The sequence below is a fragment of the Ruminococcus sp. AF17-22AC genome (genome assembly GCF_003460065.1).
Taxonomy (GTDB): Bacteria; Bacillota; Clostridia; order Lachnospirales; family Lachnospiraceae; genus Blautia_A.
In genome coordinates this window covers 53,774-77,560 of record NZ_QRXT01000006.1, presented here as the reverse complement: position 1 = coordinate 77,560, position 23,787 = coordinate 53,774, and the positions used below count along the sequence as shown (strand labels likewise).

The 23,787-nt window shown below is 41.5% G+C and carries 20 protein-coding genes, 1 tRNA gene, 1 pseudogene and 1 other annotated feature; of the genes and pseudogenes, 1 reads left to right on the top strand and 21 read right to left on the bottom strand.

The window, feature by feature from the left end:
* Positions 1-38 precede the first annotated feature (38 nt).
* The 5 genes and pseudogenes from DWW86_RS10425 to DWW86_RS10405 all read right to left on the bottom strand — a co-directional run.
* Positions 39-1,250, bottom strand: coding sequence for a PucR family transcriptional regulator (locus DWW86_RS10425; RefSeq protein WP_117943019.1), 1,212 nt, complete (start codon positions 1,248-1,250; stop codon positions 39-41).
* A gap of 9 nt (positions 1,251-1,259) precedes the next feature.
* On the bottom strand, positions 1,260-2,192 hold the full coding sequence (locus DWW86_RS10420) for an AEC family transporter (RefSeq protein WP_117943018.1): 933 nt from the start codon (positions 2,190-2,192) through the stop codon (positions 1,260-1,262).
* Positions 2,193-2,683: 491 nt separating this feature from the next.
* The gene (metA, locus tag DWW86_RS10415) at positions 2,684-3,625 is read right to left on the bottom strand and encodes a homoserine O-acetyltransferase MetA (protein WP_117943017.1); all 942 of its coding nucleotides are present in this window, start codon (positions 3,623-3,625) and stop codon (positions 2,684-2,686) included.
* 29 nt (positions 3,626-3,654) lie between these two features.
* Complete coding sequence (gene ligA / locus DWW86_RS10410; protein WP_117943016.1) at positions 3,655-5,631, bottom strand: NAD-dependent DNA ligase LigA; 1,977 nt, start codon at positions 5,629-5,631, stop codon at positions 3,655-3,657.
* A gap of 88 nt (positions 5,632-5,719) precedes the next feature.
* Positions 5,720-6,397, bottom strand: a pseudogene (locus tag DWW86_RS10405) (pseudouridine synthase); the annotation flags it as partial.
* A gap of 134 nt (positions 6,398-6,531) precedes the next feature.
* Between DWW86_RS10405 and DWW86_RS10400 the strand changes: the two are divergent.
* Positions 6,532-7,086: an N-acetylmuramoyl-L-alanine amidase family protein gene (locus DWW86_RS10400; RefSeq protein WP_117943015.1), complete on the top strand. Its 555-nt coding sequence runs from the start codon at positions 6,532-6,534 to the stop codon at positions 7,084-7,086.
* Between the two features lie 43 nt (positions 7,087-7,129).
* Here DWW86_RS10400 and DWW86_RS10395 read toward each other — a convergent pair whose 3' ends face one another.
* The 16 genes from DWW86_RS10395 to DWW86_RS10320 form a co-directional block, all read right to left on the bottom strand.
* Complete coding sequence (locus DWW86_RS10395) at positions 7,130-8,047, bottom strand: SH3 domain-containing protein (RefSeq protein WP_227196111.1); 918 nt, start codon at positions 8,045-8,047, stop codon at positions 7,130-7,132.
* A 54-nt stretch (positions 8,048-8,101) separates the two neighbouring features.
* Positions 8,102-8,173: transfer RNA gene (locus DWW86_RS10390), tRNA-Arg, on the bottom strand.
* 84 nt (positions 8,174-8,257) lie between these two features.
* The gene (locus DWW86_RS10385) at positions 8,258-9,058 is read right to left on the bottom strand and encodes a hypothetical protein (RefSeq protein ID WP_072520926.1); all 801 of its coding nucleotides are present in this window, start codon (positions 9,056-9,058) and stop codon (positions 8,258-8,260) included.
* Positions 9,059-9,074: 16 nt separating this feature from the next.
* Entirely contained in the window at positions 9,075-10,118 is a 1,044-nt protein-coding gene (locus DWW86_RS10380) for a DUF6077 domain-containing protein (RefSeq protein ID WP_117943014.1), read from the bottom strand.
* 1 nt (position 10,119) lies between these two features.
* Entirely contained in the window at positions 10,120-12,417 is a 2,298-nt protein-coding gene (locus DWW86_RS10375) for a xanthine dehydrogenase family protein molybdopterin-binding subunit (RefSeq protein WP_072520924.1), read from the bottom strand.
* Position 12,418: 1 nt separating this feature from the next.
* Positions 12,419-12,886, bottom strand: coding sequence for a (2Fe-2S)-binding protein (locus tag DWW86_RS10370; RefSeq protein ID WP_072520923.1), 468 nt, complete (start codon positions 12,884-12,886; stop codon positions 12,419-12,421).
* Entirely contained in the window at positions 12,876-13,694 is an 819-nt protein-coding gene (locus DWW86_RS10365) for an FAD binding domain-containing protein (protein WP_072520922.1), read from the bottom strand. The genes DWW86_RS10370 and DWW86_RS10365 overlap by 11 nt, the downstream gene beginning before the upstream one ends.
* A gap of 205 nt (positions 13,695-13,899) precedes the next feature.
* Positions 13,900-15,555 carry a 2-isopropylmalate synthase gene (locus DWW86_RS10360; protein WP_117943013.1) on the bottom strand — a complete coding sequence of 552 codons (1,656 nt, stop codon included), beginning with the start codon at positions 15,553-15,555 and terminating at the stop codon, positions 13,900-13,902.
* Positions 15,556-15,628: 73 nt separating this feature from the next.
* Positions 15,629-15,882: a binding site (T-box leader), on the bottom strand.
* Between the two features lie 128 nt (positions 15,883-16,010).
* Positions 16,011-16,235, bottom strand: a complete 225-nt coding sequence (locus tag DWW86_RS10355) for an acyl carrier protein (RefSeq protein WP_072520920.1) — start codon at positions 16,233-16,235, stop codon at positions 16,011-16,013.
* A 13-nt stretch (positions 16,236-16,248) separates the two neighbouring features.
* Entirely contained in the window at positions 16,249-17,448 is a 1,200-nt protein-coding gene (locus tag DWW86_RS10350; protein WP_117943012.1) for a diaminopimelate decarboxylase family protein, read from the bottom strand.
* Positions 17,448-18,968 carry an amino acid adenylation domain-containing protein gene (locus DWW86_RS10345; RefSeq protein WP_072520919.1) on the bottom strand — a complete coding sequence of 507 codons (1,521 nt, stop codon included), beginning with the start codon at positions 18,966-18,968 and terminating at the stop codon, positions 17,448-17,450. Before DWW86_RS10345 ends, DWW86_RS10350 begins: the two co-directional genes overlap by 1 nt.
* A 22-nt stretch (positions 18,969-18,990) precedes the next feature.
* On the bottom strand, positions 18,991-19,971 hold the full coding sequence (locus DWW86_RS10340) for a hypothetical protein (RefSeq protein ID WP_072520918.1): 981 nt from the start codon (positions 19,969-19,971) through the stop codon (positions 18,991-18,993).
* The gene (locus DWW86_RS10335; RefSeq protein ID WP_117943011.1) at positions 19,958-21,469 is read right to left on the bottom strand and encodes an MBOAT family O-acyltransferase; all 1,512 of its coding nucleotides are present in this window, start codon (positions 21,467-21,469) and stop codon (positions 19,958-19,960) included. The genes DWW86_RS10340 and DWW86_RS10335 overlap by 14 nt, the downstream gene beginning before the upstream one ends.
* Before the next feature lie 76 nt (positions 21,470-21,545).
* Positions 21,546-22,349, bottom strand: a complete 804-nt coding sequence (locus DWW86_RS10330) for a hypothetical protein (protein ID WP_072520916.1) — start codon at positions 22,347-22,349, stop codon at positions 21,546-21,548.
* A 23-nt stretch (positions 22,350-22,372) separates the two neighbouring features.
* Positions 22,373-23,098 carry a transglutaminase domain-containing protein gene (locus tag DWW86_RS10325; RefSeq protein WP_117943010.1) on the bottom strand — a complete coding sequence of 242 codons (726 nt, stop codon included), beginning with the start codon at positions 23,096-23,098 and terminating at the stop codon, positions 22,373-22,375.
* Positions 23,099-23,116: 18 nt separating this feature from the next.
* Entirely contained in the window at positions 23,117-23,746 is a 630-nt protein-coding gene (locus DWW86_RS10320) for a hypothetical protein (protein ID WP_117943009.1), read from the bottom strand.
* Between the last annotated feature and the right edge of the window lie 41 nt (positions 23,747-23,787).

Sequence of the window (23,787 nt, the reverse complement as noted above, 5' to 3'; positions counted from 1 at the left end):
TTTTTTGATTAAACATTGTGCATGGCGCACATTTGTTTTTAATGTATATACATTTTTAATTTTATAGCAAATTCTAATCTATCCATCATATCTGGATCCTCCAGACTGCAATGTAGTATTTCTTCTATCTTGCAGATTCTGTGTGCCATGGTATTTCGATGAAGAAACAGTGCCTCTGCTGCCAGTTTACGTGAACAATTATTATGAATAAATGCTTCAAGAGTATCAAGAAGTTTTGTGCCGTGTACACGGTCATAGGTTACCAGTGGACCCAGCTTCTTTTTGATAAATGCCAGTGCTTCCTTATCAGCAGACATGCGTAACATAATACGATCATATTGAAGATCAGATAAAAAAACCTGAGACCATTGCTGTTTTCTTATATTACGAACCAAAAATCCCTCTTTTATCTGCTGATAGGTATTGGGAAGCGCCAGATAATCTTCTACTATATCGCTGATGATTGCAGAGCACATACAGTTATTGATTTCGCATGTCTTTTGAATCATATCTTCTGTCATTTTCTTGATTATGGACTCATTTATTGAAGAAGTTGTAATCGCATAACATTTTTCTTTACCGCATATAACTACATTTTTGATGTGATGATTATTAAGAACTCGGGATATACCCTTTATCTGGGATTCCTTCTTTATTTCCAAAAGAAAAGAATTCTCTGATGTTTCCAGCGAAAGGGCAATCACACGAAATGGTTCAGATGGCCACTGAAGAGAAGCGATTCTATATTCTGCTTCCTCGGTCTGTGTAACTTTTCCATTAATAATATCAAAAAACAGTTTTCGATCCAGTTCAGATTTATTCTGACGTCCGATCTGATAACGGGTATCAAGTGCAACATTGCTTCTGGATTCCACAATTGCAGTCATTATTGGAAAGGTAAGTTCTGTAAAGCCCGCATTATTGTTGAGAAAGAACAGCGGAAGTTTTAATTCATCTGCCAGCTGAAGAGCTTCCTTAGGAAAATCATCAAAAAAACGTGTTTTTATTGCAAGAGCTGACGCATTCGCATCGTTCATATCTCTTATAATCTGAAGAAGAGCCTCTTTATCATTTCGTATCACATATCCAGTAGTTATCAAAATCAAATGTTCTCTGAGCCACGGTTTGATATTTGGCTGCTCCATCATATCAAATACTTCAACCTTACGTAAAATACCTTCTTTTCCTGCAACAAGCGAAGCGTCTCCATTATTCCAAATTTTAACTATATCTTTAACAAGTAAATCCATTTTTCTCTCCTATAATGATATCAGACAGAACAGCAGCGGTATGATCAACATACAAAGCAGAGTTGTCGTTACCACAGCTGTAGAGGCATATTCTCCGTCCAGATTATATTGTTCTGCAATCATACTGGAAGTTGTCATTGCTGGTGCTGCACAGATCAGCATAAGGATCATACTTTCAATTTCTGAAAGAAAATGACGAGAAATGAAGTATATGATCAGTGGAAGTGCAAATGATTTTGTAAAAAACAGGACCAGTATGGACTTATATTTAAAAATATTGGTAAGTTTCATAAATCCAAGACTGCATCCAAGGTAAACCAGCCCCCAACTGTAGCAGGTATTGCCAACAGAACCAATGGTACTCAAAATTATGTCCGGAACAGAAATATGAAAACTAGTCAGACATAAACCCAGTAGGATTGAAAGGAAAATTGGATTCATAATGATCTTTTTCCAGGGATTCTCTTTCAGTCCGATTCCATTTGTAAATAATGTAAAACCCAGAGTCCAGACCAGAGTCGTATCAATAACGGAACATATAGGAATATATACATTGCCGCCCTGATCACCAAACAGTGTCATGATCAGAGGAATCACCAAAAAACCATAATTGCCACCTACAGAACATCCACAATGAACATTGGCTGTAGTTCCTTTAAGATGACAAATGTGGCTTCCAAGGATTCCTCCTGCAGCCATAACAAAATACATAAGAATCTGTGATAAGACCATTTTTCCATATTGAGTCATTGTCTGAAATGTGGTCTGATTTTCAAAGATCAGACCAATCGTCAGTGCCGGCAGCGCAATCCTAAGTAAAAACCCGGAAATAGAGGGCATTGCTTCTTTTTTTATTATACCTGTGCGTGAAGCAGTAAAGCCTATGAGAACAAGTAAAAGAAAACCACACATTTTAGGCAGAATCGCCATCATATAATTCATAAAGTCCTCCTGTGACCCGTTAGTATCCTTTTAATAAGAATAACAGATCAATTACTTATGTTATTATACGAGCCTGATTTTTCTTTTTCAACCCTGTGTAGAATTTCATTACAACAAATATCGTAATGCAGGCAATCAGTGACTGTGAACTTGGATAACTGCTACTTCTCCTCACGCAATTAATTTGCGTGGGGAATTTGAAGTTTCAAATAAATTGCAGAGAAGATTCCTATTGCAATAAGATCCCTTCCTGATATCCAAGTGCAAAGAATAAAGAAAACCGTGCAAAAAGGAGTGTGATGCTTAACCACACTCCTCTAAAACTTTCTTTTGAAAAATAGTTTTCTGCTGGTTGTCAGCCTCGGTACCCAGTTAAGACATCTGTCGAGATGGATATTTACCCTGCTCCACCTGCAGCCCAACTTTTAACGATGCTCTTACATCGAAAACATTTCTGTTTCTATTTTTCAGGCAATTTCTCCAAACCCGCATTAATCCATGTTTATACTTGCAAAATCAGGTGTTCCGTACAGGTCGAACGGTGTACTCTGGTATACGTAATAATTCAGCCAGTTTGTGTACAGATTGTTTGCATGTGCGCGCCACAGGAGCAGTGGTTTATTTTCCGGATCATCATCTTTGTAATAATTTTTCGGAAGATCGATCGGAAGTCCCTTTCCCATATCTCTCTTGTACTCTCCATCCAGCGTGATGCGGTCGTATTCCGGATGCCCCATCACAAAGATCCGGCGTCCACCCTGCGCCATTGCAAGGAAAAGTCCTGCTTCTTCGGATTCTGCAAGAATAGTAATTTCTTTGCACGCACGGATATCTTCGATAGGCACTTCGGTATGTCTGGAATGCGGTGCCAGAAAAGCATCGTCAAATCCTCTCACAAGCGGAATCTTACGGTTCAGGACTTTGTGCCAGAAAAGGCCGAACATCTTATGGTCAAGCTGTCGTTTCTGAAGTCCATAAAAATGATAAAGGCTTGCCTGTGCAGCCCAGCACAAAAAGATCGTTGAAGTTACATGGCTTTCTGTCCAGTCCATGATTTCTTCCAGCTCTTTCCAGTAATCCACTTCCTCAAATTCCATCTGCTCTACCGGCGCACCTGTCACGATCATTCCATCAAACTTCTGATCTCTCAGATCAGGAAATGTCTGATAAAATTTGTTCAGGTGGCTGACAGAAGTGTTTTTGGCCTGATGACTCTCAACCGCCATAAAAGTCACATCCACCTGCAGTGGTGTATTTGACAGCGAACGCAGAAGCTGAAGTTCCGTCTCTTCTTTCAGCGGCATCAGATTCAGAATCAGGATCTGAATCGGACGAATGTCCTGATGAACCGCTCTTCCTTCGTCCATCACAAATATATTTTCTCTTTCCAAAATTTCTTTTACAGGCAGATCGCCCTGTATCTTAATCGGCATTTCCCATTCCTCCTTTAATTACCATGCTTCTATATTTCAATCTGTTTTGATTCTTCTGCCAGCTTCAGGAAATCTTCTTCGGAAAGAATCGGAATCCCAAGCTCTCTTGCTTTTTTGTTTTTTGAAGAATTCGAATTGACATCATTGTTGATCAGATAATTCGTTTTTCCGGTCACAGAACCAGTCACCTTACCTCCCAGAGATTCAATCAGATTTTTCGCTTCTCCACGATTGCTGAAACGCTCCAGGCTTCCCGTGATCACGAAATTCTTTCCTGCAAAAATCTGATTGTCAGCTTTTTCTTCTTTTACAATATGAAGATATCCCATCAGATGGTCGACCTTCTGATTATTCTCAGGCTTCGCAAAATACTTCGTCAGACTTCCTGCAATGACCGGCCCGATGCCGTCAATCGCACTGATTTCTTCCTCTTTTGCCGAACGGATTTTATCCAGATCATCGTCAAAATACCTACAGATGATTTTTGCATTCGACAGTCCGATATTGCTGATTCCAAGACTGTATATTACCTTTGCAAGTGTAGTATCTTTTGCCTTCTCAATGCTGGATATAAGATTATCAAAAGATTTCTCTCCGAAACCGTCCATCGTAACTATCTCGTCTCTGTATTTCTCAATTTCAAAAATATCTCCGAAATTATGAATAAAACCTTTAGCAATAAATTTTTCCAGAGTAGCTTCTGAAAGGCCGTCAATGTTCATCGCGTCTCTGCTGACGAACAATGTGAATGCCTTGATTTTCTTCGCTACACAATCCGGGTTCATGCAGTACAATGCTTCCACATCATTTTCACAGATTATCTTTGCCTCCTGTCCACACACCGGACAGGTATCCGGAATCTCCAGATTTCCACTCTGTGTAAGATTCTCCGCAATCTGTGGAATGATCATATTTGCCTTATAAACCTGAATCGTATCACCAATGCCAAGCTTCAGATCTTTTACAATACTGACGTTGTGAACACTGGCCCGGCTGACTGTCGTCCCTTCCAGTTCCACCGGATCAAAAACTGCGATCGGATTGATCAGTCCCGTCCTTGACGGACTCCATTCGATTTCCCGGAGCGTCGTCTCCCGCACTTCATCCGCCCATTTAAAAGCAAACGCATTTCTCGGAAACTTCGCCGTACTTCCAAGCGACTCTCCATAAGCAATGTCATCATATAATGCCACAAGCCCGTCCGACGGAAAATCATTGGTTACGATCTTCTCTGCAAAATAATCCATCACCTCATCCAGATTCTCAGATGTTACCACACGATACTCCACCACTTCAAATCCCTGTGTCCGCAGCCATTCCATCTGAAATTCTCTGGAATTATGCATTTCAACATCCTGCGCAGATACAAGCGCAAATGCATAAAAACGTACATTTCTCTCGGCCGTGATCTGATTATTAAGCTGGCGCACAGAACCACTGCAGAGATTTCGCGGATTCTTGTATTTCGCATCAACATCCTCAATAGAATTATTGATCCGCTCAAAATCAGAGTAAGTAATGATTGCCTCTCCGCGAAGCACCAGTCTTCCCTGATATGCGATCTTCAACGGAATGTTTCGAAAAACACGTGCATTGTTGGTGATAACTTCTCCAACGATACCATTTCCCCTGGTGACTGCCTTCTGCAGTTCTCCATTTTCGTAAGTAAGAACAATAGTCAAACCGTCCATCTTCCATGACAGCAGCGTTTTGTGATTTCCTATAAACCCCCGCAAAACTTCCCGGTCTTTTGTTTTGTCCAGAGAAAGCATCGGAGATTCATGTGTTTCCTTCGGAAGCGCGTCCACTGCCTCATATCCGACACGAACGGTCGGGCTGTCAGCAAGAACGATTCCTGTTATTTTTTCTGCCTGCTCCAGCTCGTCGTACAGCGCGTCGTACTCCCTGTTGCTCATGATTTCTCTGTCTTCCTGGTAATATGCCTTTGCCGCCTCGTTCAGCTTCTGAACCAGTTCTTTCATTCGGGTTACTTCTGCCGTTTCCATGATGGCCTCCTGTTTCTGTTATTGTTTCATTTGATGAATCACGTATCAGCTCTTTAAGCTCACTCCACTCATCTCTTTGTATTTCACGATATGCCCCGCATTTCAACCCATTCAGTGTAAGATTCATAATCCGCACTCGTTTCAGCGTACGTACCTGATATCCGAGGTATTCACACATCCTGCGAATCTGTCGGTTCAGTCCCTGCGTCAAAACAATTGTAAAACTTGTTTTGCCGGTCTTACGTACCGTACAGGGTCGCGTAACAGTCCCAAGTATCGGCACACCTGTCTGCATATGACGTACAAATTCATCCGTTACTTCGTGGTCCACAGTCACCTGATATTCCTTTTCGTGATAATTGCCTGCCCTCATGATTCGATTGACAAGCTCACCCTGATTAGTCATCAGAAGAAGTCCCTCTGAGTCTTTATCGAGCCTTCCCACCGGATAGATCCGCGTCGGATAATCAATATACTCAGTTACTGTTGTCTCCTGTCGCTGTTTCTTCGTGCTGCAGACGAGTCCACGTGGTTTATAAAAAAGAAGCAGTACCTCCCTTTCTTCCCGCTCCACTGGTTTGCCATCCAGACAGATCACCGCATCAACAGGTATCCTCTCTCCTGTGCCTATTTTTTTCCCGTTCATGGTAACTCTTCCAGCTTCTGTCAGACGATCCGCATCCCTTCTGGAACACACTCCGGCACTGCTCAGATATTTATTTATCCTTATTGTATTCTGATCTTCTGATTTCTTTTTTTTGTCCATTGTTTTATTATATAGTGTTTTTATTTCGTCCGCAACCGGCAGTTTTATATTTTATACACCTCTTGTATTTTTTCGCCACATCATGTATGATGAAGATAATATGTAATTGTGTGATTGCACAAAGGAGGAAAATTATGTCAGATAATAACCGACAGATAAATCCCCTGCTGCTTATCATAGTCATTCTGCTTTGTCTTTTTTCCGGATTTTTCCTGCGTCAGTCATCCTACGATCCAGACTATTTTACAAAAGAATCCGTGGCCTCCACGAAAGCAGACAAAGCTTCATCAGCAAAGGATTCAAAAGACAAGACGAGCACTCAAAATTCAGATAAAAAAAAGACTTCCGGGTCAACACCATCAGCAACACCAGAACCCACTCAGAAACCAACCGAAACGCCGGTCGTTTCTGACAACAATGATGTTTCCACGGAAGCAGCCAAAGGTACATGGACTGCCAACGGAAGCAGCTGGATGTTTCTGGTTAACGGACAGCCTTACACCGGATGGCTTACCGACACTGATCATAAAAAATATTATTTCAATCAAGACGGTATCATGCAGACCGGCTGGATCGAAGTAGACAAAAAGCGTTACTACATGGATCAGGACGGTATCATGCAGACCGGTACTGTCACTGTGGGCGGAAAAACATATGAACTTCAGGCGGATGGTTCTCTGAAGAACTAGAAAAGACACAGGAAAAACTCCTGTGTCTTTTATCTTTTCTTATTTACTGAAGCAATCCACTGTAAACATATCCGGTCTCGCCATCGTAATCGATCTGAATCCAGTCACCCTCCTGACCTACTTTCACAACCTGATCACCAGTGTCAAGACCACCTATGATATCACTGTCGCTGCTTGCTTCTGCCCTGACATTACATCCTTCTGTAACTGTCAGAGTCGTGCCGTCTGCACTCGTGCCGGAAGAAGTATCTACTTCTTCACCTAGTCCATTCAAAAACTGTGCCAGAGCCGGATCATCTTTCTGTGCCTGCTCATATGCTGCCTGCACTTCTGCAGTCAGCTTCTGCACATCTTCGTCTGACTTCAGTGAATCCATATACCCAGAAACCTGTGTGTTCTGCTCGAGATCACCAAGTATCTTGTAATTATTATCACTGTCTTTTACTACATAAGAACTCCACAAAGACGGTGCCGGTGTATCAATTCCTTTGCATACAAAACTTCCCCGTGTATACACTACAAAAGAATTATCATCCAAGCCTTTCTTTGTATAAACATTGCTGACCTGATATCCTTCGATGTAATCTTTGGCATTTGTGATCTTTGATTCATCTGAGGGTGTCAGATTATTGACAACAGTTCTCAATGCGGTAATGTCTTTGTCCCCTAAAGCTTTGTAGTAACTGTTCATAAGCGCAGCAATTTCTTCGCTGCCATCCTCCAAGGGATTCGTGTCTTCTTCTTTCTTCCCGTCGTTTGTCTCCCCATCATCTTCCGGAGAAGAAGGATCAGTTCCCTGGTCGTTGTCCTGAGCTGTTGTTTGTTCTCCGTCTGAAGTTCCCTTCCCACTTCCGACACAGGCGCGAACACCAACGAACAACACAGCTACGATCACCAGAATCGCTCCGCCAAGCATAAAATAGCGAAGGTTATCTGACAACCATTCCCTGAAATTATCCAAGTTCTTGTCCTCCTTAACTTACAACGCACCGAGGCAGACCCGTACCTCGTGCAACACACCTGAAGGGAATCGAACCCCCGCACATGGTACCGGAAACCACTGCTCTATCCACTGAGCTACAGGTGCAGGCTATTAAAGCTTTTTATAATATAGCATATATTTTACTATTTGTAAAGTTTTTGAATAATTTGCTATTTATAAACAACTTTCTCAATCGCCTAATATTTTTGTATTTCTGTAATCTGTGACATGATTTCCCAGACGGAATATGGTATATCTTCCAATGCTTCCAATCTCCTGATATCCTGCCTCAGCCAGCACTTCTTTTTGCTCATCTGCCGTAATTCTTAATGCCAGATAATTACACATCTGTATTTTTCCGCCTATAGCGATTATTCGGTAATCTGGCTCCGGCGAATTAATCTCATAATAAAGCTTCCTTGATCTGCCCTGTGTCGAACGTGCATTTCTTCCTATCAAATTGTAAATAGACGGATCATATACACGCACATATGAACTTATATCGTCGTCTGATGCAAATGTAAATTTTTCGCCCTGCGCATCCGCCTGAATGAGCTCGCAAATTCCGGCAACCTCATCCGGCACCTGCTGATAATTATGAACACGTGTATAATTTCCAGCCAGATATACTTCCTTTCCACTCACTGCAACGATTCCTATACACAATACCACCAAAAGCATCTGCATGTTTTTCTGATGGTCTTTTATCAATTCTGTCATTGCCAGTGCAATTACAGGAGAAGAAGGAATCAGCCATAACACTCGCCAGTAAACGCTCGCACCAATGCATTTCTGAATGACAGCAGCTGTAAGAGGACAGAAAAACAAAAAGAGCATGATCAGAAGATAGGTGAGCACATATTTTACATTTTCTTCTTTTCTTTTAAAAATGAGCAAATAAGCAGCTGCAAGAATCAACAAATATGAGAAAAGGCTGTCCCCCCAGTAATTGCTCCAGAAATTCAATATCTGATTGATTAATTCTTTCATTCAAGTTTTCTCCTGTTTACAGAACATATAAAAAGATCAGTCCCAAAACCAATGTCGGAATACAGCACAATGCACACTTCCAAATACACGTAAAATCTTTTTTATAAATCAACTTCACGACTGCAAAGCTTCCGATCAACAATGGTGCCAGTATAATTCCCATAGAAGATACCAGACAACAGCTCAAATTTGCCATCAGCATCAATCCCCATGAATATTCCGCTTTTTCTTTCATAACTATTGTCAGGCACAGATACACCAGCATCGGAATCAGGATTGCTGCCAAAATCGCTTTTCCCTGCCACAGGCGAACCATCTGAAAATTACCTGCATTATAAACAGAATATGCCGAAAAACTACTGAGCACTGCCACGAGCAGCAAATAAATATCCCGGGCTTTTCGATCATTCGGAAACCAGCATCTGCTCAAAAGACTTTGAACCATATAAACTACACCCAAAAATACTGCCGGAAATACCACATGCGCCATAATCGCAGGGTGCAGTCCGGCACTCAGCTGACTGACTACCGCAAGAAATACCGGAAACGGAGAAAGGATATATCTCTCCGGCAATACCATATAATATCTGCCTGTATCAGGGTTCACTTCAAAAATAGTGTCCGTATAAACATCTGTTGTTGCACTTGCCACAAAGAAACTGTCATCTGCATCCATATGTGCCAGAAGCGCACACATTACAATCTGGCATATAATAAGAAGAAGCGCCAACGCAAAGTAAAACGTAATCTTATTTTCCCTTTTTTGTACACTTATCACATTTTGTCTCTTCTCTTTATTTCCAACAACCGATACAACTCCCACTACTGCCAGAAGTACTGCCACCCCACCATACAATACTGTCAAAATATGAAGGGGTGCCTTCAAAAAAGTCAATGGAAGTGTGAATATCTCCATCAATGAAAATAAGACCAGATATCCAAACGGCAGGCATGCTTCCGGACAAATGTCTTTTCTTTTTGACATAAACAGAATTCCGATTGCCGCCGGTACCAGCAGCAACCAGAATAATGCAAGTATTCCTTTCAGAATAATACTCATTTTATTTCTCCAATTTCTTTTTGAGGATTCCCATCGCAACCTTCTCCGGTGTGATCGGAAGTTCACGCACCCGGACGCCTGTTGCATTATAGATTGCTTCTGCGATTGCCGGACATGGAGTATCAATAACAAGTTCTCCGATTGATTTTGCACCAAACGGACCACTCTCTTCATAACTGCTCTCAAATGCCACACGGATGTTTCCAAAATCTTCTCTGGTCGGAATTTTGTACTGCATCAAAGAATTGTTACGGACCTTACCTTTTTCGGTATACTGAACCTCCTCAAACAGTGCCATTCCGATTCCCTGCGCAATACCTCCCTCGGTCTGCACACGGGCAAGATTCGGATTAATCGGTGTTCCACAATCTACGGCGGCCACATAGTCCAATACCTCCACAGTTCCTGTTTCTGTATCAACCTCTACTTCTGCCATACCCACCATAAACGGCGGCGGAGACAGCGGTGAAGAATGCTGTTTTACTACCTGAAGCTCAATATTATTGAAAAATGTACCCTTTAAGGCAATCTGTTCCAAAGATACTCGTTTCTCTTCTTCTTCTCCATCACAGAAAACATACGATCCGTCAAAATCCACTTTGTCCTGATCTACTTCGATCATCTGTGCGCCAAGTTCACAGATCTTTTTTCGAAGCTCCTGGCAGGCCTTCATAACTGCCACACCTGTGGTATATGTGGTTGAAGAAGCATAAGAACCGGAATCATATGGTGAAATATCAGTATCCACACTGAATACAACAATGTTTTCCATCGGTGTCTCAAGACAGTCTGCCGCGATCTGTGCCATGATGGTGTCACATCCGGTTCCCATATCTGTACATCCAAGTGCCAGAGTATAAGATCCGTCTTCATTCAACTTAATATCTGCGCCACCAACATCAACACCGGCAATCGAAGAACCCTGCATTGCCATAGCTACGCCAACACCACGCACCTTACCATTGCCCATATCACGGAACGGATATTTTGAATCCCAGTCCATCATCTCTTTGGCTCTTGCCATACATTTATCCATGGTACAGCTCTGTGCATAAGGAACATCCGGATATCCCGGAAGTGGGCCGCCCTCGATCGGCATGTTCAGCTCTTTGATTCTGACCGGATCCATGCCCATCTTGTGTGCCAGCTCATTCACTGCAGATTCGACAGCAAAGATTCCCTGCGTCGCACCATATCCACGATAAGCTCCTGCTGCCTGTACATTCGTATAAACTACATCAAACGCAAAACGATATGCTTCTGTGTGACGATAAAGACCTATAGATTTGTGTCCACTTAAGCCAACTGTGGTGGAACTGTGTTCGCCATATGCCCCCGTATTTGATAATGTATATACATCAATTGCTTTAATGATTCCATTTTCATCTGCACCGGCACGCACTGTAATTTCCATCTCATGACGCGGTGAAGAACAGATCATAGATTCATATCGTGAAAAGATCATCTTTGACGGACGACCGGTTTTCCATGTAACGATTGCCGGGTAAATTTCACTGACGGATGTCTGCTTTGCACCAAAACCACCGCCAATCCTAGGTTTGATGACACGCACTTTAGATGCCGGAATGTCCAACGCCCTTCCTACAATTCTTCGTACATGAAACGGAATCTGTGTAGATGAAAGTACAACCAGTCTGCCAAAATGATCCATATAACAGGCCGTACGGAAAGTCTCCATCATAGTCTGCTGATTTGCTTTTGTGTGATAAGTCTGCTCTACAGTATATTTACACTCGCTCAGGACTTTATCCACATCACCGTGCTCTTCCAGTGCTTCCGCGCACAAGTTACGTTTATTATTTCCACCAAGCGGGATTTTTAGTTTCCAGTTTTCTTCCGGATGAACCAGAATCGGATTGTCTTTTGCTTTATGCATATCAAGAACCGGTGCCTCGACACGATACTGTACTTTGATTCTTTTTAATGCTTTGTCTACCGCTTCCTCGGTCTCTCCGGCAACAATTGCAACTACATCTCCGACAAAACGTACATGACGGTCGATGATCAGACGGTCATCCGGACTCATCTCCGGTGCTGTCTGTCCTGCCAGTGTAAAACGTTTCTGTGGAACATCTTTATAGGTAAGAATGCATGCGATTCCTGCAACCTTTTCTGCATTTCCGGTCTTGATATCCTCCACCCATGCGTTTGCATGCGGGCTTCGCAGAATTTTTACGATCAGGCAGTCCTTTGGAGCCAGGTCATCAGTATACACCGGTTTTCCAGTTACCAGTGCCATTGCGTCTGTTTTGCGTACAGGCTGATTTACATATTTCATTTTATGCTTCCTCCTGTGCTTTTTTGTATTTCAGAAATTTCAAAATGCTCGTTGTCTGAGAAACAAATCCTGAACATCTGCATAAGTTGCCTGCAAGATATTCTTTGATCTGTTCTTCCGTAGGCTCTTTGAGTTCACGCAGCATTGCAAATACATTCATAATAAATCCCGGATTACAGAAACCACACTGCTCAGCGCCTTCATTTGCAAGAAAGCTTCCAAACTCCTGCGCCTCTCTCTGCATTCCTTCCAGTGTCACAACTTTTTTGCCATCAATTCTTGCAGCAAGCACTGAACATGACAGTACCGGTCTCTCATCAAGTAATACGGTACAAAGTCCACAGTTTGCCGTCTCGCATCCTCTCTTTACACTGAAGCAGCCTTTTTCTCTCAGGAAATCAATGAGAAGCATCCCAGGTTCTATCTCTTCCTGGCGGTAAGCGCCATTCAGCCAGAAACTAATATTCATCTTTCATTCCTCCTACTGTTTCCCATGTTCTTCTTGTGAACACTTCAACAAGAAGTGTTCTGTATTCTGCGGAGGCACGCATATTTCCGGAAGTTTTGACATTTGCAGCCGCATATTCTGCAAACTTCCTGATGGCTTCCTCTCGCTGCTTTTTCGTCATATTCTTAAAATTTTTAAGAATATGATCTTTATCTTCAACTACAACAGCATGTCCCGGTCTTGCACCAATCACTGTCCGCGCTTCTTCTCCGATCATAGATGCTACGCATGTCAGTACCGGGAAATCCGTCTTTGTATTACGCTGGCTCATATAACAGACACGAAGAGGCTGTTTTTTTACAATAATATTGACCAGAATATCATTGTCCTTCTTACGGTTTACAAATTCTGTCAGCGGAATCTTTCCTGCATCGTAAAGTTCCACCCATGTATCCATACCCAGAAACATGGTCAGCACATCAGAAAATCCATAGCGTCCCCAAATGCTTCCCCCTACTGTCGCACAGTTGCGAAACTGCACTCCGACAATGTGTCGCAGACTTTCCTGTATGGCTCCATGTGTGTATTCATTCAGACTTTCATTTATCTCCAGTTCCCGAAGTGGTGTCATACAGCCGATCACAAATTCATCGTCAAATTCCTGAATCGTATCCAGCCCCAGCCCCGAAAGATCAATGGCTGTGGAAATATTACGATTTCCCATCTTCAGCCACACCATTCCGCCAAGGACAATTGCTGTTTTTTTCTGATTCAGCTCATACGCTTCTGCAACGCTTTTTACTTTCACATAGCTTTTAATCTTTAGCATCTGTGTATCGTTTCCTTTCTGTCATCCAATTTCGAATATGCACAGGCATACTTAATTTAAGTTTAGCAGAATTTTTTTTAAATTTCCATAGTCATATCTATATTTTTTGTGTTTGTTTTCTGTGAAATATGCATAAAAAAGCCTTCTTTACATTGACAATGTCTTTTTGCTGTCGATGTAAAAAAGGCTTTATATTCAATAAAGATCAACGGTTGTTGATAGCAGTTACAAGGGCGTCAATAGAGGCTCTGATAATGTCAGGATTCACTCCTGCGCCCCATGCAAGGGTGCCGTCCGGTTTCTGGATACCGACATATGCAATCGCTTTGGAGCTGGTGCTCTTTTCAAGTGCATGTTCCTGATAAGTTACCAGTGTAAACTTCATCTCGTATGCCTTCCTAAGTGCATTGCTGACTGCATCCAGACGTCCGTTTCCAGTTGCCTCAGTCGTGATGGTCTTACCATTGAAGGTAGAAGTTACCTGGGTTGTAATACCGCCATCTTTCTGCTGGAAATGAACTTCATTGATACTATATGGTTCCACAATATTTTCAAATGTAGATTTAAACAGGTTGAAGATCTCATCCGGATGAAGTTCTTTATGGCTGTGATCGGAAACAGCTTTTGCTGCATATCCCATAGCTTCGCGCATTTTCGGAGGCAGGTTCAGACCGTATTTTGTCTCAAGAATATATCCGACTCCACCTTTACCAGACTGGCTGTTGATACGGATAACATCAGCATCGTAGTTTCTTCCGACATCGGTCGGGTCGATTGGCAGATACGGAACCGTCCAGCGACTCGGATCTTTTTCTTCTCTCCAGTGCATGCCCTTTGCGATAGCATCCTGATGAGAACCTGAGAATGCTGCAAATACAAGCGCACCACTGTACGGGCTTCTCTCATCTACTTTCATTCCGGTACATTCTTCGTAAACTTCGCATACATGCGGCATATTTGAGAAATCCAGTTCAGGATCCACACCCTGTGAAAACATGTTCATGGCAAGTGTTACAATATCTACATTACCGGTACGTTCTCCATTACCAAACAATGTTCCTTCGATTCTGTCTGCGCCTGCAAGCAGTCCCATCTCAGAATCTGCAACGCCACATCCACGGTCGTTGTGCGGATGAAGAGATACAATCACATTGTCACGATATTTTAAGTTTTCACACATATACTCGACCTGGCTTGCATATACATGCGGCATGGAGTGCTGTACAGTAACCGGCAGGTTGATGATTGCTTTGTTGTCTGCAGTTGGTTTCCATACATCCAGGACTGCGTTGCACACTTCCAGTGCATATTCCGGCTCTGTTCCGGTAAAGCTCTCCGGGCTGTATTCAAACTGGAAGTTTCCTTCTGTCTGATCAGCCAGTTCTTTCAGAAGTGTTGCACCATCTACGGCAATCTTTAAGATTTCTTCTTTTGATTTCTTAAACACCTGTTCTCTCTGTGCAACAGAGGTAGAGTTGTATACATGTACGATTGCCTTCGGAGCACCTTTGACTGCTTCAAAAGTCTTACGGATGATGTGCTCTCTGGCCTGTGTCAGTACCTGGATCGTTACATCGTCCGGAATCAGGTTCTGCTCGATCAGTGTACGGATAAAGGTATATTCTGTTTCAGATGCAGCCGGGAAACCAACTTCGATTTCTTTAAATCCAATCTCAACAAGCAGTTTGAAAAATTCCACTTTCTGCTCAAGGCTCATCGGGATTACCAGCGCCTGGTTTCCGTCACGCAGGTCTACACTGCACCAGATCGGGGCTTTATCTACATATTCTTTTTCTGTCCATTTCATACATTTTACCGGTGGCATAAAATACTGTCTTTTGTATTTTGTTACGTTTTTCATGATCATTCCTCCATTTTCGCTGAATGTTTTGCTGTGCAGAGCAAAAAAAAATCTCTCATCTCTACAGACTACTGTAAGAGACGAAAGACAACTATCTTCGCGGTACCACTCTTATTTATGAACGGTTCATACACTCATGGGATACGGAACTAAAAAGTACTTATATCCTCTCCATATAACGGTGGATACCGTCTGCGCCTACTATCCATTATGGAATTCGGACAGATGCTCAAAGGCGAGTTCCATGAATTCCTTCTACTGTCTCGCACCACCCGACAGTTCTCTGTGCTCCAGTCCTCACGTACTATTCCTCATCAAAGCATTTCGCATATTTTATCGATGCATAAAGACTAACATGTCAACGGATGATTGTCAAGTGGGAATTTACTTCCGCATAGCCCTGAATATGCAAAAACGCCCTGCCGTAAGCAGAGCGTCCCCACATTTTTCTGATATCAGCCTTTTAATCTGCACACCATATCCCAAAGTGCTTTTGCTGAATTAAAGTTATCCGGAATAATATCTGCCGGAGTGATCGTGATGTCAAATTCATCCTGTAATTCACTTACGATAGACAGAATTGCAAAAGAATCCAAAATACCATCATCGATTAAAGTTGTACAGTTTTCATAATCTGCGTCTGGCTGAATGTCTTCCAGAATTTCAATTAATTTTTCCATTTTAGTTCTCCCTTTAATTTTCTGAATTTAAAATATCAGTATGTATGCCATCCCGCACTAAATGAAGTCCATCTGCCTGTGTCCAGAAATAGATTTTCGGAAGCGGACGACTCAGAAACAGATAAATTCCTTCTGTTACAGAATATGCACCTACTCTTTCAAAAACCAGTATATCACAAATTTTCGGATTTCGCAGTGGAAATTGTTTTACGATCACATCACTGACTGTACAAAGTGCACCACATAAGTTCCAGTGTTGTTCTTCATCCCCGGTCTTTTCATGGCCTTCAAAGTCCAGTTGACTGCAGTACGGATGTTTCATCGCCATTGCCTGTCCATAATAATTTAAATGATTGATACCTCCATCCAGTATTACATATGGCTGTTCTTTGTTTACTTTCATATCTACAATCGATGTGATGTAATATCCACAGGAGGCAGCCAGAAACCTGCCCATTTCAAGAACGATCCTGCCTTTAAACTGCAATCCATCAAGAATTTCTACAAATTCTCCCAGAAGTTCTTCTGTCCGCATACTTTTATCTTTCACAAAATATGGTACAAAGAATCCCGGACCGTATTCAAGTGTCCTGATCTCCATCCCACCGATTTCCTCTAACTCTCTGATAAAAGTATCCAGATGTTTCAGTTCTTCCTGCATCTGAGACAGATTTCTTTTCTGTGTTCCGGAATAAAACTGTATTCCCTCAATCTCTATACCTGTATATTTTTCTCTTTCTGAAATTATTTTACGTATTTCCGCTTCATCAATACCAAACTGATTTCCACTTGTAACACGTATCAGAACCGACAGGGTTATTCCGTGGCGGACTGCAGTATCATTCAGTACTTCCAGATGCTGAAGTGACTCCACTGTATAAGTTCCCCTGTTTCCGTAAGTATCCAGCATATAAGCTATATCATCCGGATTTTTGTATACGCCTGAAAGTACAATTTTTTCCATTGGAATCCCGGCTCTTTCACAAATTCGAAATTCTCCCGGTGAGCATACTTCCAGAGAAGAAACAATCTCCAGCATCGGTTTTATCAGAAATGGATTTGCTTTCATCGCATAGCAGATTTCTGCTTTCCCGGTCAGACATCTTTTGACTTTTTCAGCGAATTCTTTCATTTTATCCAGATCAAAGACATATGCCGGTGTCGGTATATGTTCTTTTTCTATCAGTTGGTTCATAAATCTGTATTCTGACATTACCTGTTGTCCTCCTGATATTCTGTCATAAGTGCTTTGCGGTCGATTTTTCCGTTTTTAGTAAGCGGCATCTGTTCCACCTGACGAAATGCATTTGGAACCATAAACGCTGGCAAATACTGCTTTAATGCTCTGACGATCTCTTTTCGCTCAACATTTCCTTCATAGAAAGCTACAATTTTACTTTTACCCTGATCAAACAGACAGCAGCTTCTTATTATCTCAGGGATTTTATCCATTGATGCCTCTATTTCTCCCAATTCGATCCGATGTCCCATGTGTTTAATCTGAAAATCTTTTCTTGTTGCAAAGCATAGTTCACCCAGATTATTATAATACGCCAGATCGCCGGTACGATACATTGGTTCCAGATATCTGTCATTAAGCGGGTTCTGTACAAAAGCCTTTGCTGTCTGCTCCGGATTTCTGTAATATCCAAGTGCAAGTGCACTTCCGGTTACACATACTTCTCCATTCTGATTTCTTTCTTCCACAAGGTGATTCTCTTCATCCAGAAGGAATACTTTTTCATTCGGAAAAGCTTTTCCCATTGGAAGGACATCACCCGGCTGAAATTCTCTGTTCACAACGTAATATGTACAGTTACAGGTAATTTCTGTCGGACCGTAAATATTTACATACATCGTATTTGGAAGATATTTTCTCCAGATATTCAGATGCTTCACCGGCATGCTTTCACCTGAAAATAGAATTTTATTTATCTTTTCCGGTACCTTATATTCAAATCCATTCAGAGTTGAAATAATGCACAATGCAGAAACTGCCCATACTAATGTAGTAACTTCTCTCTCAATCAGAAAATCGATCAGTTTAGTCGGGAAAGAAAATAACTGTTTCGGTATAATCTGTACAGTTGCACCGGTCTTCAGCCCGGAATAAATATCCTTCACAGATACGTCAAAATCCCACGGCGCCTGATTTCCGATAACATCCTTTTCTGTAATATTAAACAGCTCCGTAAAACAGTCAATAAAGTCCAGAACTGAACGATGTCCCACAACAACACCTTTAGGAGTTCCGGTAGAACCCGAAGTAAAAATACCATACAGCGGATCTACATCTACTGCCTGATTTCTGATGGTCTCCAGTACTATCGGATCTTCCTGTACAGCATTAAGCTCCGAAAGCATAAGAACCTTCCCCTCAAAGCCCAGTTTTTCCAGATCCTTTAAATATTTTTCTGATGTGATGATGACTTCACTTTGCAGAATATCCAGAATCTGATTCAGACGGCTGGCCGGCTGTTTCGTATCAATCAAAACATAAAAACAGCCTGCATAGACAGCTCCCATAAACACACCTATTGTCTCAACGCTCTTTTCCATAAAAACCGGAATCGGATTTCTCGGAGCAATATATCTGCTCAACGCTGTTCCTATCTTTCTGCCTGTGCATTCCAGTTCCTTAAAAGTACAGGAGGTATTTTCATCTGCAAACGCAGTTTTATCCGGATATTTTTGTGCCGACTTCTCCAGATATTCCAGAATGTTTTTCTTCATTTTTCTCCCTTCTTTCTTTCAGTCAGTCTGCCGACTCTGTTTGGTTCAGTACCTGTGCAAGGACTTTTGAGTATGCTCTTGCAGCATCTCCGTTCATATGACCGTCATAATCGGTATATGCCTTTGCATTATGTGTGAATGCTTTAAAATATTGTGTATTAAAATTGATATAATCCACACCCTGTTCCTCAAAGAATTTACCGAAATATTTCCATGCGGCATTGTAATTGTCGCTGTGGTCTTTCAGTGTCGCAATTGGAACCGGTGTTGTTACTGCCACAAATTCAATATCATTCTCTTTACAGAAATCTATCAGCTTCTTCAGATATTTCATATTGGACGGAGTTACTTTGCCATCTTCATATAATTTGATATCTGTCTTTTTCAGTTTAGAAATGTCCACTGGATATCTCTCGATAAAACCGCTCTCATGATATTTCTGTGAATCGCTCTTAAGATCTGTAATGCTGTAATCCTTTTTTATTTTCTGAAGGAATGTTTCCTTCACTTTTGGCACTTCATAACTTAGAGAATATTCATACCAGGGAAACAGGATCGTACGGAAATTACATTTTGCGATTGAGTTCCAGAAATATTCCAATTTTGCCTTTGAAAAAGGAAATTCATGATAAAACAGCAGGTAATTGTTGCCTTCTTCTTTCTCTGAAACAAAATATCCCGGATCCACTTCATAAATAATTCTTTTCGGATTCTGTTTCTCAGCAACCAGTCGGGCAAGATAATACGCATCAATTCCGTATTCTCCGCCCACACATAAATTATGTCCTGTTCTTCCGGTGATTTCTTCCATCACTTCAGGATCAATATCCATTTTTCCATGAGAGGTGCCCAGAATAATATCATCAAACTGTTCGCTGACGACAGCATGAACATCATTTCTCATAAATGTACATGGATAAAGTGCAGTATCCAGCCCTTTTAGAAGGATACCACATATTACAAGTACAAGAACTGTTTTTAATATTTTTTTAGAACTGTGCATAAATAAAACCTCTCGCTACCGCTGTGGAACCAAAGAATCCGATGGAAACCAGCAGACAAAAATATACTGCAACTGTAACAGGAAGAGGAAGTTTTGCCAGAGATTCCCTGATCTTCATACCTCTCTCCTGAAGTACACTGACTACAAATAAGATCACACATCCTACTGCAAGGATAAGAAGCGCATATGGTGTGAATGCGGTTCCCTGCTTGCCTGCCGCAATCTGTAAGATCTGTGACGGGTTAAATCTGGTCACTGACAGTTTCATCATATGCAGTGCAACTCCCATATCGTCCGGACGGTCAAAATACATACTGATCACAGTAAGGATAAATGTCCTGATCACCGTGAACACATAATACCATGTTTCCTTTCCGCTGATATGAAGTTTCTTTTTCCAGCTGCGATAATTACCTGCCATAAGACCACTGAACGCTATGATCAGGCCGTTATACAGACCATAAATAATATATTTCCATGCTGCGCCATGCCATACACCAACTACAAAGAAAACAATAATATTTGCAAGACAGATTGGAAGTGTACGACCTGTCTTTCGGCCGAAGACTTTTTTCGCCCATTTGCTAAAGCTTCCCATCCAACGCGACAATGTAACCGGGTAAAAAACATAATCTTTCATCCATGTACCAAGCGTAATGTGCCAGCGATGCCAGAAATCTGTAACAGAAACTGCAAAAAACGGACGCTTGAAGTTTTCATCCAGTTCGATTCCAAACATAGACGCAATACCAATAACAACATCCATTCCTCCGGAAAAGTCTGCGTACAGCTGAAGCGTATACAAAAGAATTCCAATAAGTGCAAGTCCGCTGTACTGATCCGGATTTGCAAAAATCTCATCTACAAATACCGCCGCCCAGTCTGCAAGGATCATCTTTTTGAAAAAGCCCCATAAAATACGCTCAAACCCTCTGGCAATATTTTTACCCTCGAATTTATGTGGTGCATAAAACTGATTTGCAAGACGGCTGTATCTTCCGATCGGCCCCTGAAGGATCTGCGGGAAGAAAGATACAAACAATGCATATTTCAGAGGATGCTTCTCAGCCTCACATCGTTTCCAGTAGACATCCAGAAGATAGCCGGATGACTGAAAAGTATAGAATGATATTCCAAGCGGAAGCAGGATTGCCATACCCCTTAAATTCATATGAAACAGCGCATTCAGATTTTCGATTGCAAAATTAGTATACTTAACTGCCCCAAGCATACCAAAGTTTAAAATCAGGCCAAGAATCAATATATTCCGTGCTGTCTTATGATTTTCCTGCGCTTCCATTTTTTCGATCATAAGTGCAGCAATCCATGTGACGATCGTAGAAAACAGGATAAACACAACAAATCTCGGACCACCCGCTACGTAATAAATGTAACTGAATACAAGAAGTACCAGCCACTGCCATTTATGAGGCACTATGTAATAAACCAGTACAGATGCAGCCACAAACAGCAAAAAAAGATTTGATACTAACGACATAATAATTCTCCTGAGCAAATCATAACAGGGCGCTGCACTAATTCCTTAATGCAGCGCCCTGCCCTTTTCTTTTCATTTAATTTAAAATTGCATTATCCAGACAGCCGTCAGCGGAACCACCCTCATCTGATCCACTGTCATCTGATCCTGCAGCATCATAGCTGTTGTCATCGTAATCATAACTGTTATCATAATCATAGCTTTCATTATAATCATAGCTATTGTCGTAGCTTTCCGTTGCCGGCTGCGCAACCGGAGCAGCAGTAGGTGTCGGTGCCAGAGCTTTTTCGTTTTCCAGAGTATTAATAGATTTCTTCTGGCTGGCGCTGTCAAATACAAGATATGCTACGCTTCCTTCCAGATGAAGTTCTGCTTCCTCTGTATCCCCAAACGGGAATGTATGGATTTCAGATGTTGTTCCATCTTCAAAAGTAAGCTGAATATTATATTTCGGAATTTCTTTTTCCTCTGTATTCTCAGCATTTTCTTCTGTCTTGGCATCCTCTGTCTTTTCTGCATCTGAAGTTTCATCTTTTTTATTCAGATCAAACCACAGTTCGCGTTCTTCGTCTGCTGCAAACTTGTCGTCTTCTTTCAGAAAGTTATCCGGATACTTTTCATCTTTTTCATTCTTAATGGTAAAACCGGTAATCACTTTGCCAGTCAGGTTTTTGAGTTTGACATCCAGAATGCCTTCTGTCTCTTTCTCCGGTTTTTCACCGATGGTCTTTAATTCTTCTGTTTTTTCTTCAGAAGTCTCATCTGCTTTTGCAGTGTCTTCTGTCTGTTCTGCGGTATCTGCTGCCATAGCTGTCTGTGCAAATAAAATGCTGCTTCCAAGCATTGCTGTCATTAAAACTGTTACAATTTTTTTCTTCATTATTTTAATTCTCCTGCTGTCTCTTATTTTGTTTTATAATATTTCAGAGTTCCCTTCTGTCCGTATCTGATCTGATATCCGGTGTAACCCTTTTTGCCATACTCACTCTGGAAGTTTGGATCATATACATAAGTTCTGTTTCTGATTTTGATTTCAACCCATGCATGTGGCGCTTTACCTTTACCTTTTGCCACATAACCGCTCACATATTTTGCATTATATCCTGCAACTTTTGCCATCTGATAGAATGTAGCAGCCTGTACATAACAGTCACCACATCCTCTCTGGAAACCATACTGAGCATAGTAGATTGCATTTTTTCTTGCGACTCTGTAATTTGCTACATAACGCAGAGAAGAAGACCAGTTAAATGCCTTTTTCAGGTTGTTACCACATCTCTGATAACGAATTGCTGCCAGTGTCTCGACAGCTGACAGTCTGGTCGCACGTCCATTTCTCGCAATTTTATAATAAATTCTGGAATTGTATCTGTAATACGGTCTGTTTGTCACCAGTCTGCCGTTTTTTGCAAAAACATACGTATATCTGCCAATTTTCTTTACACCGGTAACTTTTCTGCCATTTTGGTCGTAATAATATCTGCCATCTTTACTCCACGTATTTTTTAAAGTTTTTGTGGTTGTAGTAGCTGCTACAACTGTCTGTGCTTCCATAACCGGAGCTGCCACCGGAGCTGCTGCGATCACAGCACTGAGAATCATTGCGGTAATTTTTTTATTCATTTTCATTTATTTTTCTCCTCTTTCTTAATCTCTTTGCATAATACCTTCTACAACTTCAGCACTTGCTCCCTTTCCTGCCGGACGGAACACACTCAGTGCAAGGCTGCCATAAATATAAGTTACATCAGAGCCGTTTCCAAAACATGAATCTTTGCTGATATGCATTTTACTGTATTTGCCAAGTAATTTTTTAATCTGTCTTGCGTTCTTGTATGTTTTTGATGCATTTCTGTATACAGTTGTTTTTTGTCTGTTAAACACACCATTTGAATTGAAGTAATACAGTCCCGGCATTGCATCTTCAGAAGTAATTCCACAACGAATCCCCTTCATCATGTGTCCCTGATAGTCAAAGCCGTAATATCTGCCGTTAATTTTTTTTACAACAATTCCGGTAGTTCCTACATAGTTCCTGTCTGCATGATATGCTCTGCCATTTTTGTCAAAGTAAAATCTAAAACTTCTGTTGCCAACTTTAATTGTACGCCACTGATTGCGAACTCTTTTGCCGTTTTCGTAACCATAATATTTGTTTTTAAGTACCGTTTTAGCTGCTGCCTGCACCTCAACCGGCTGTGATGCTGCTAAAACAACCGGTGATGCTACAAGAAGCATGAGTAGCAGCATTGCCATGATTTTTTTTAATCGTTTCATGTCTCTTCTCCTTTTTCGATTCATATTCTGTGATTTTGAAA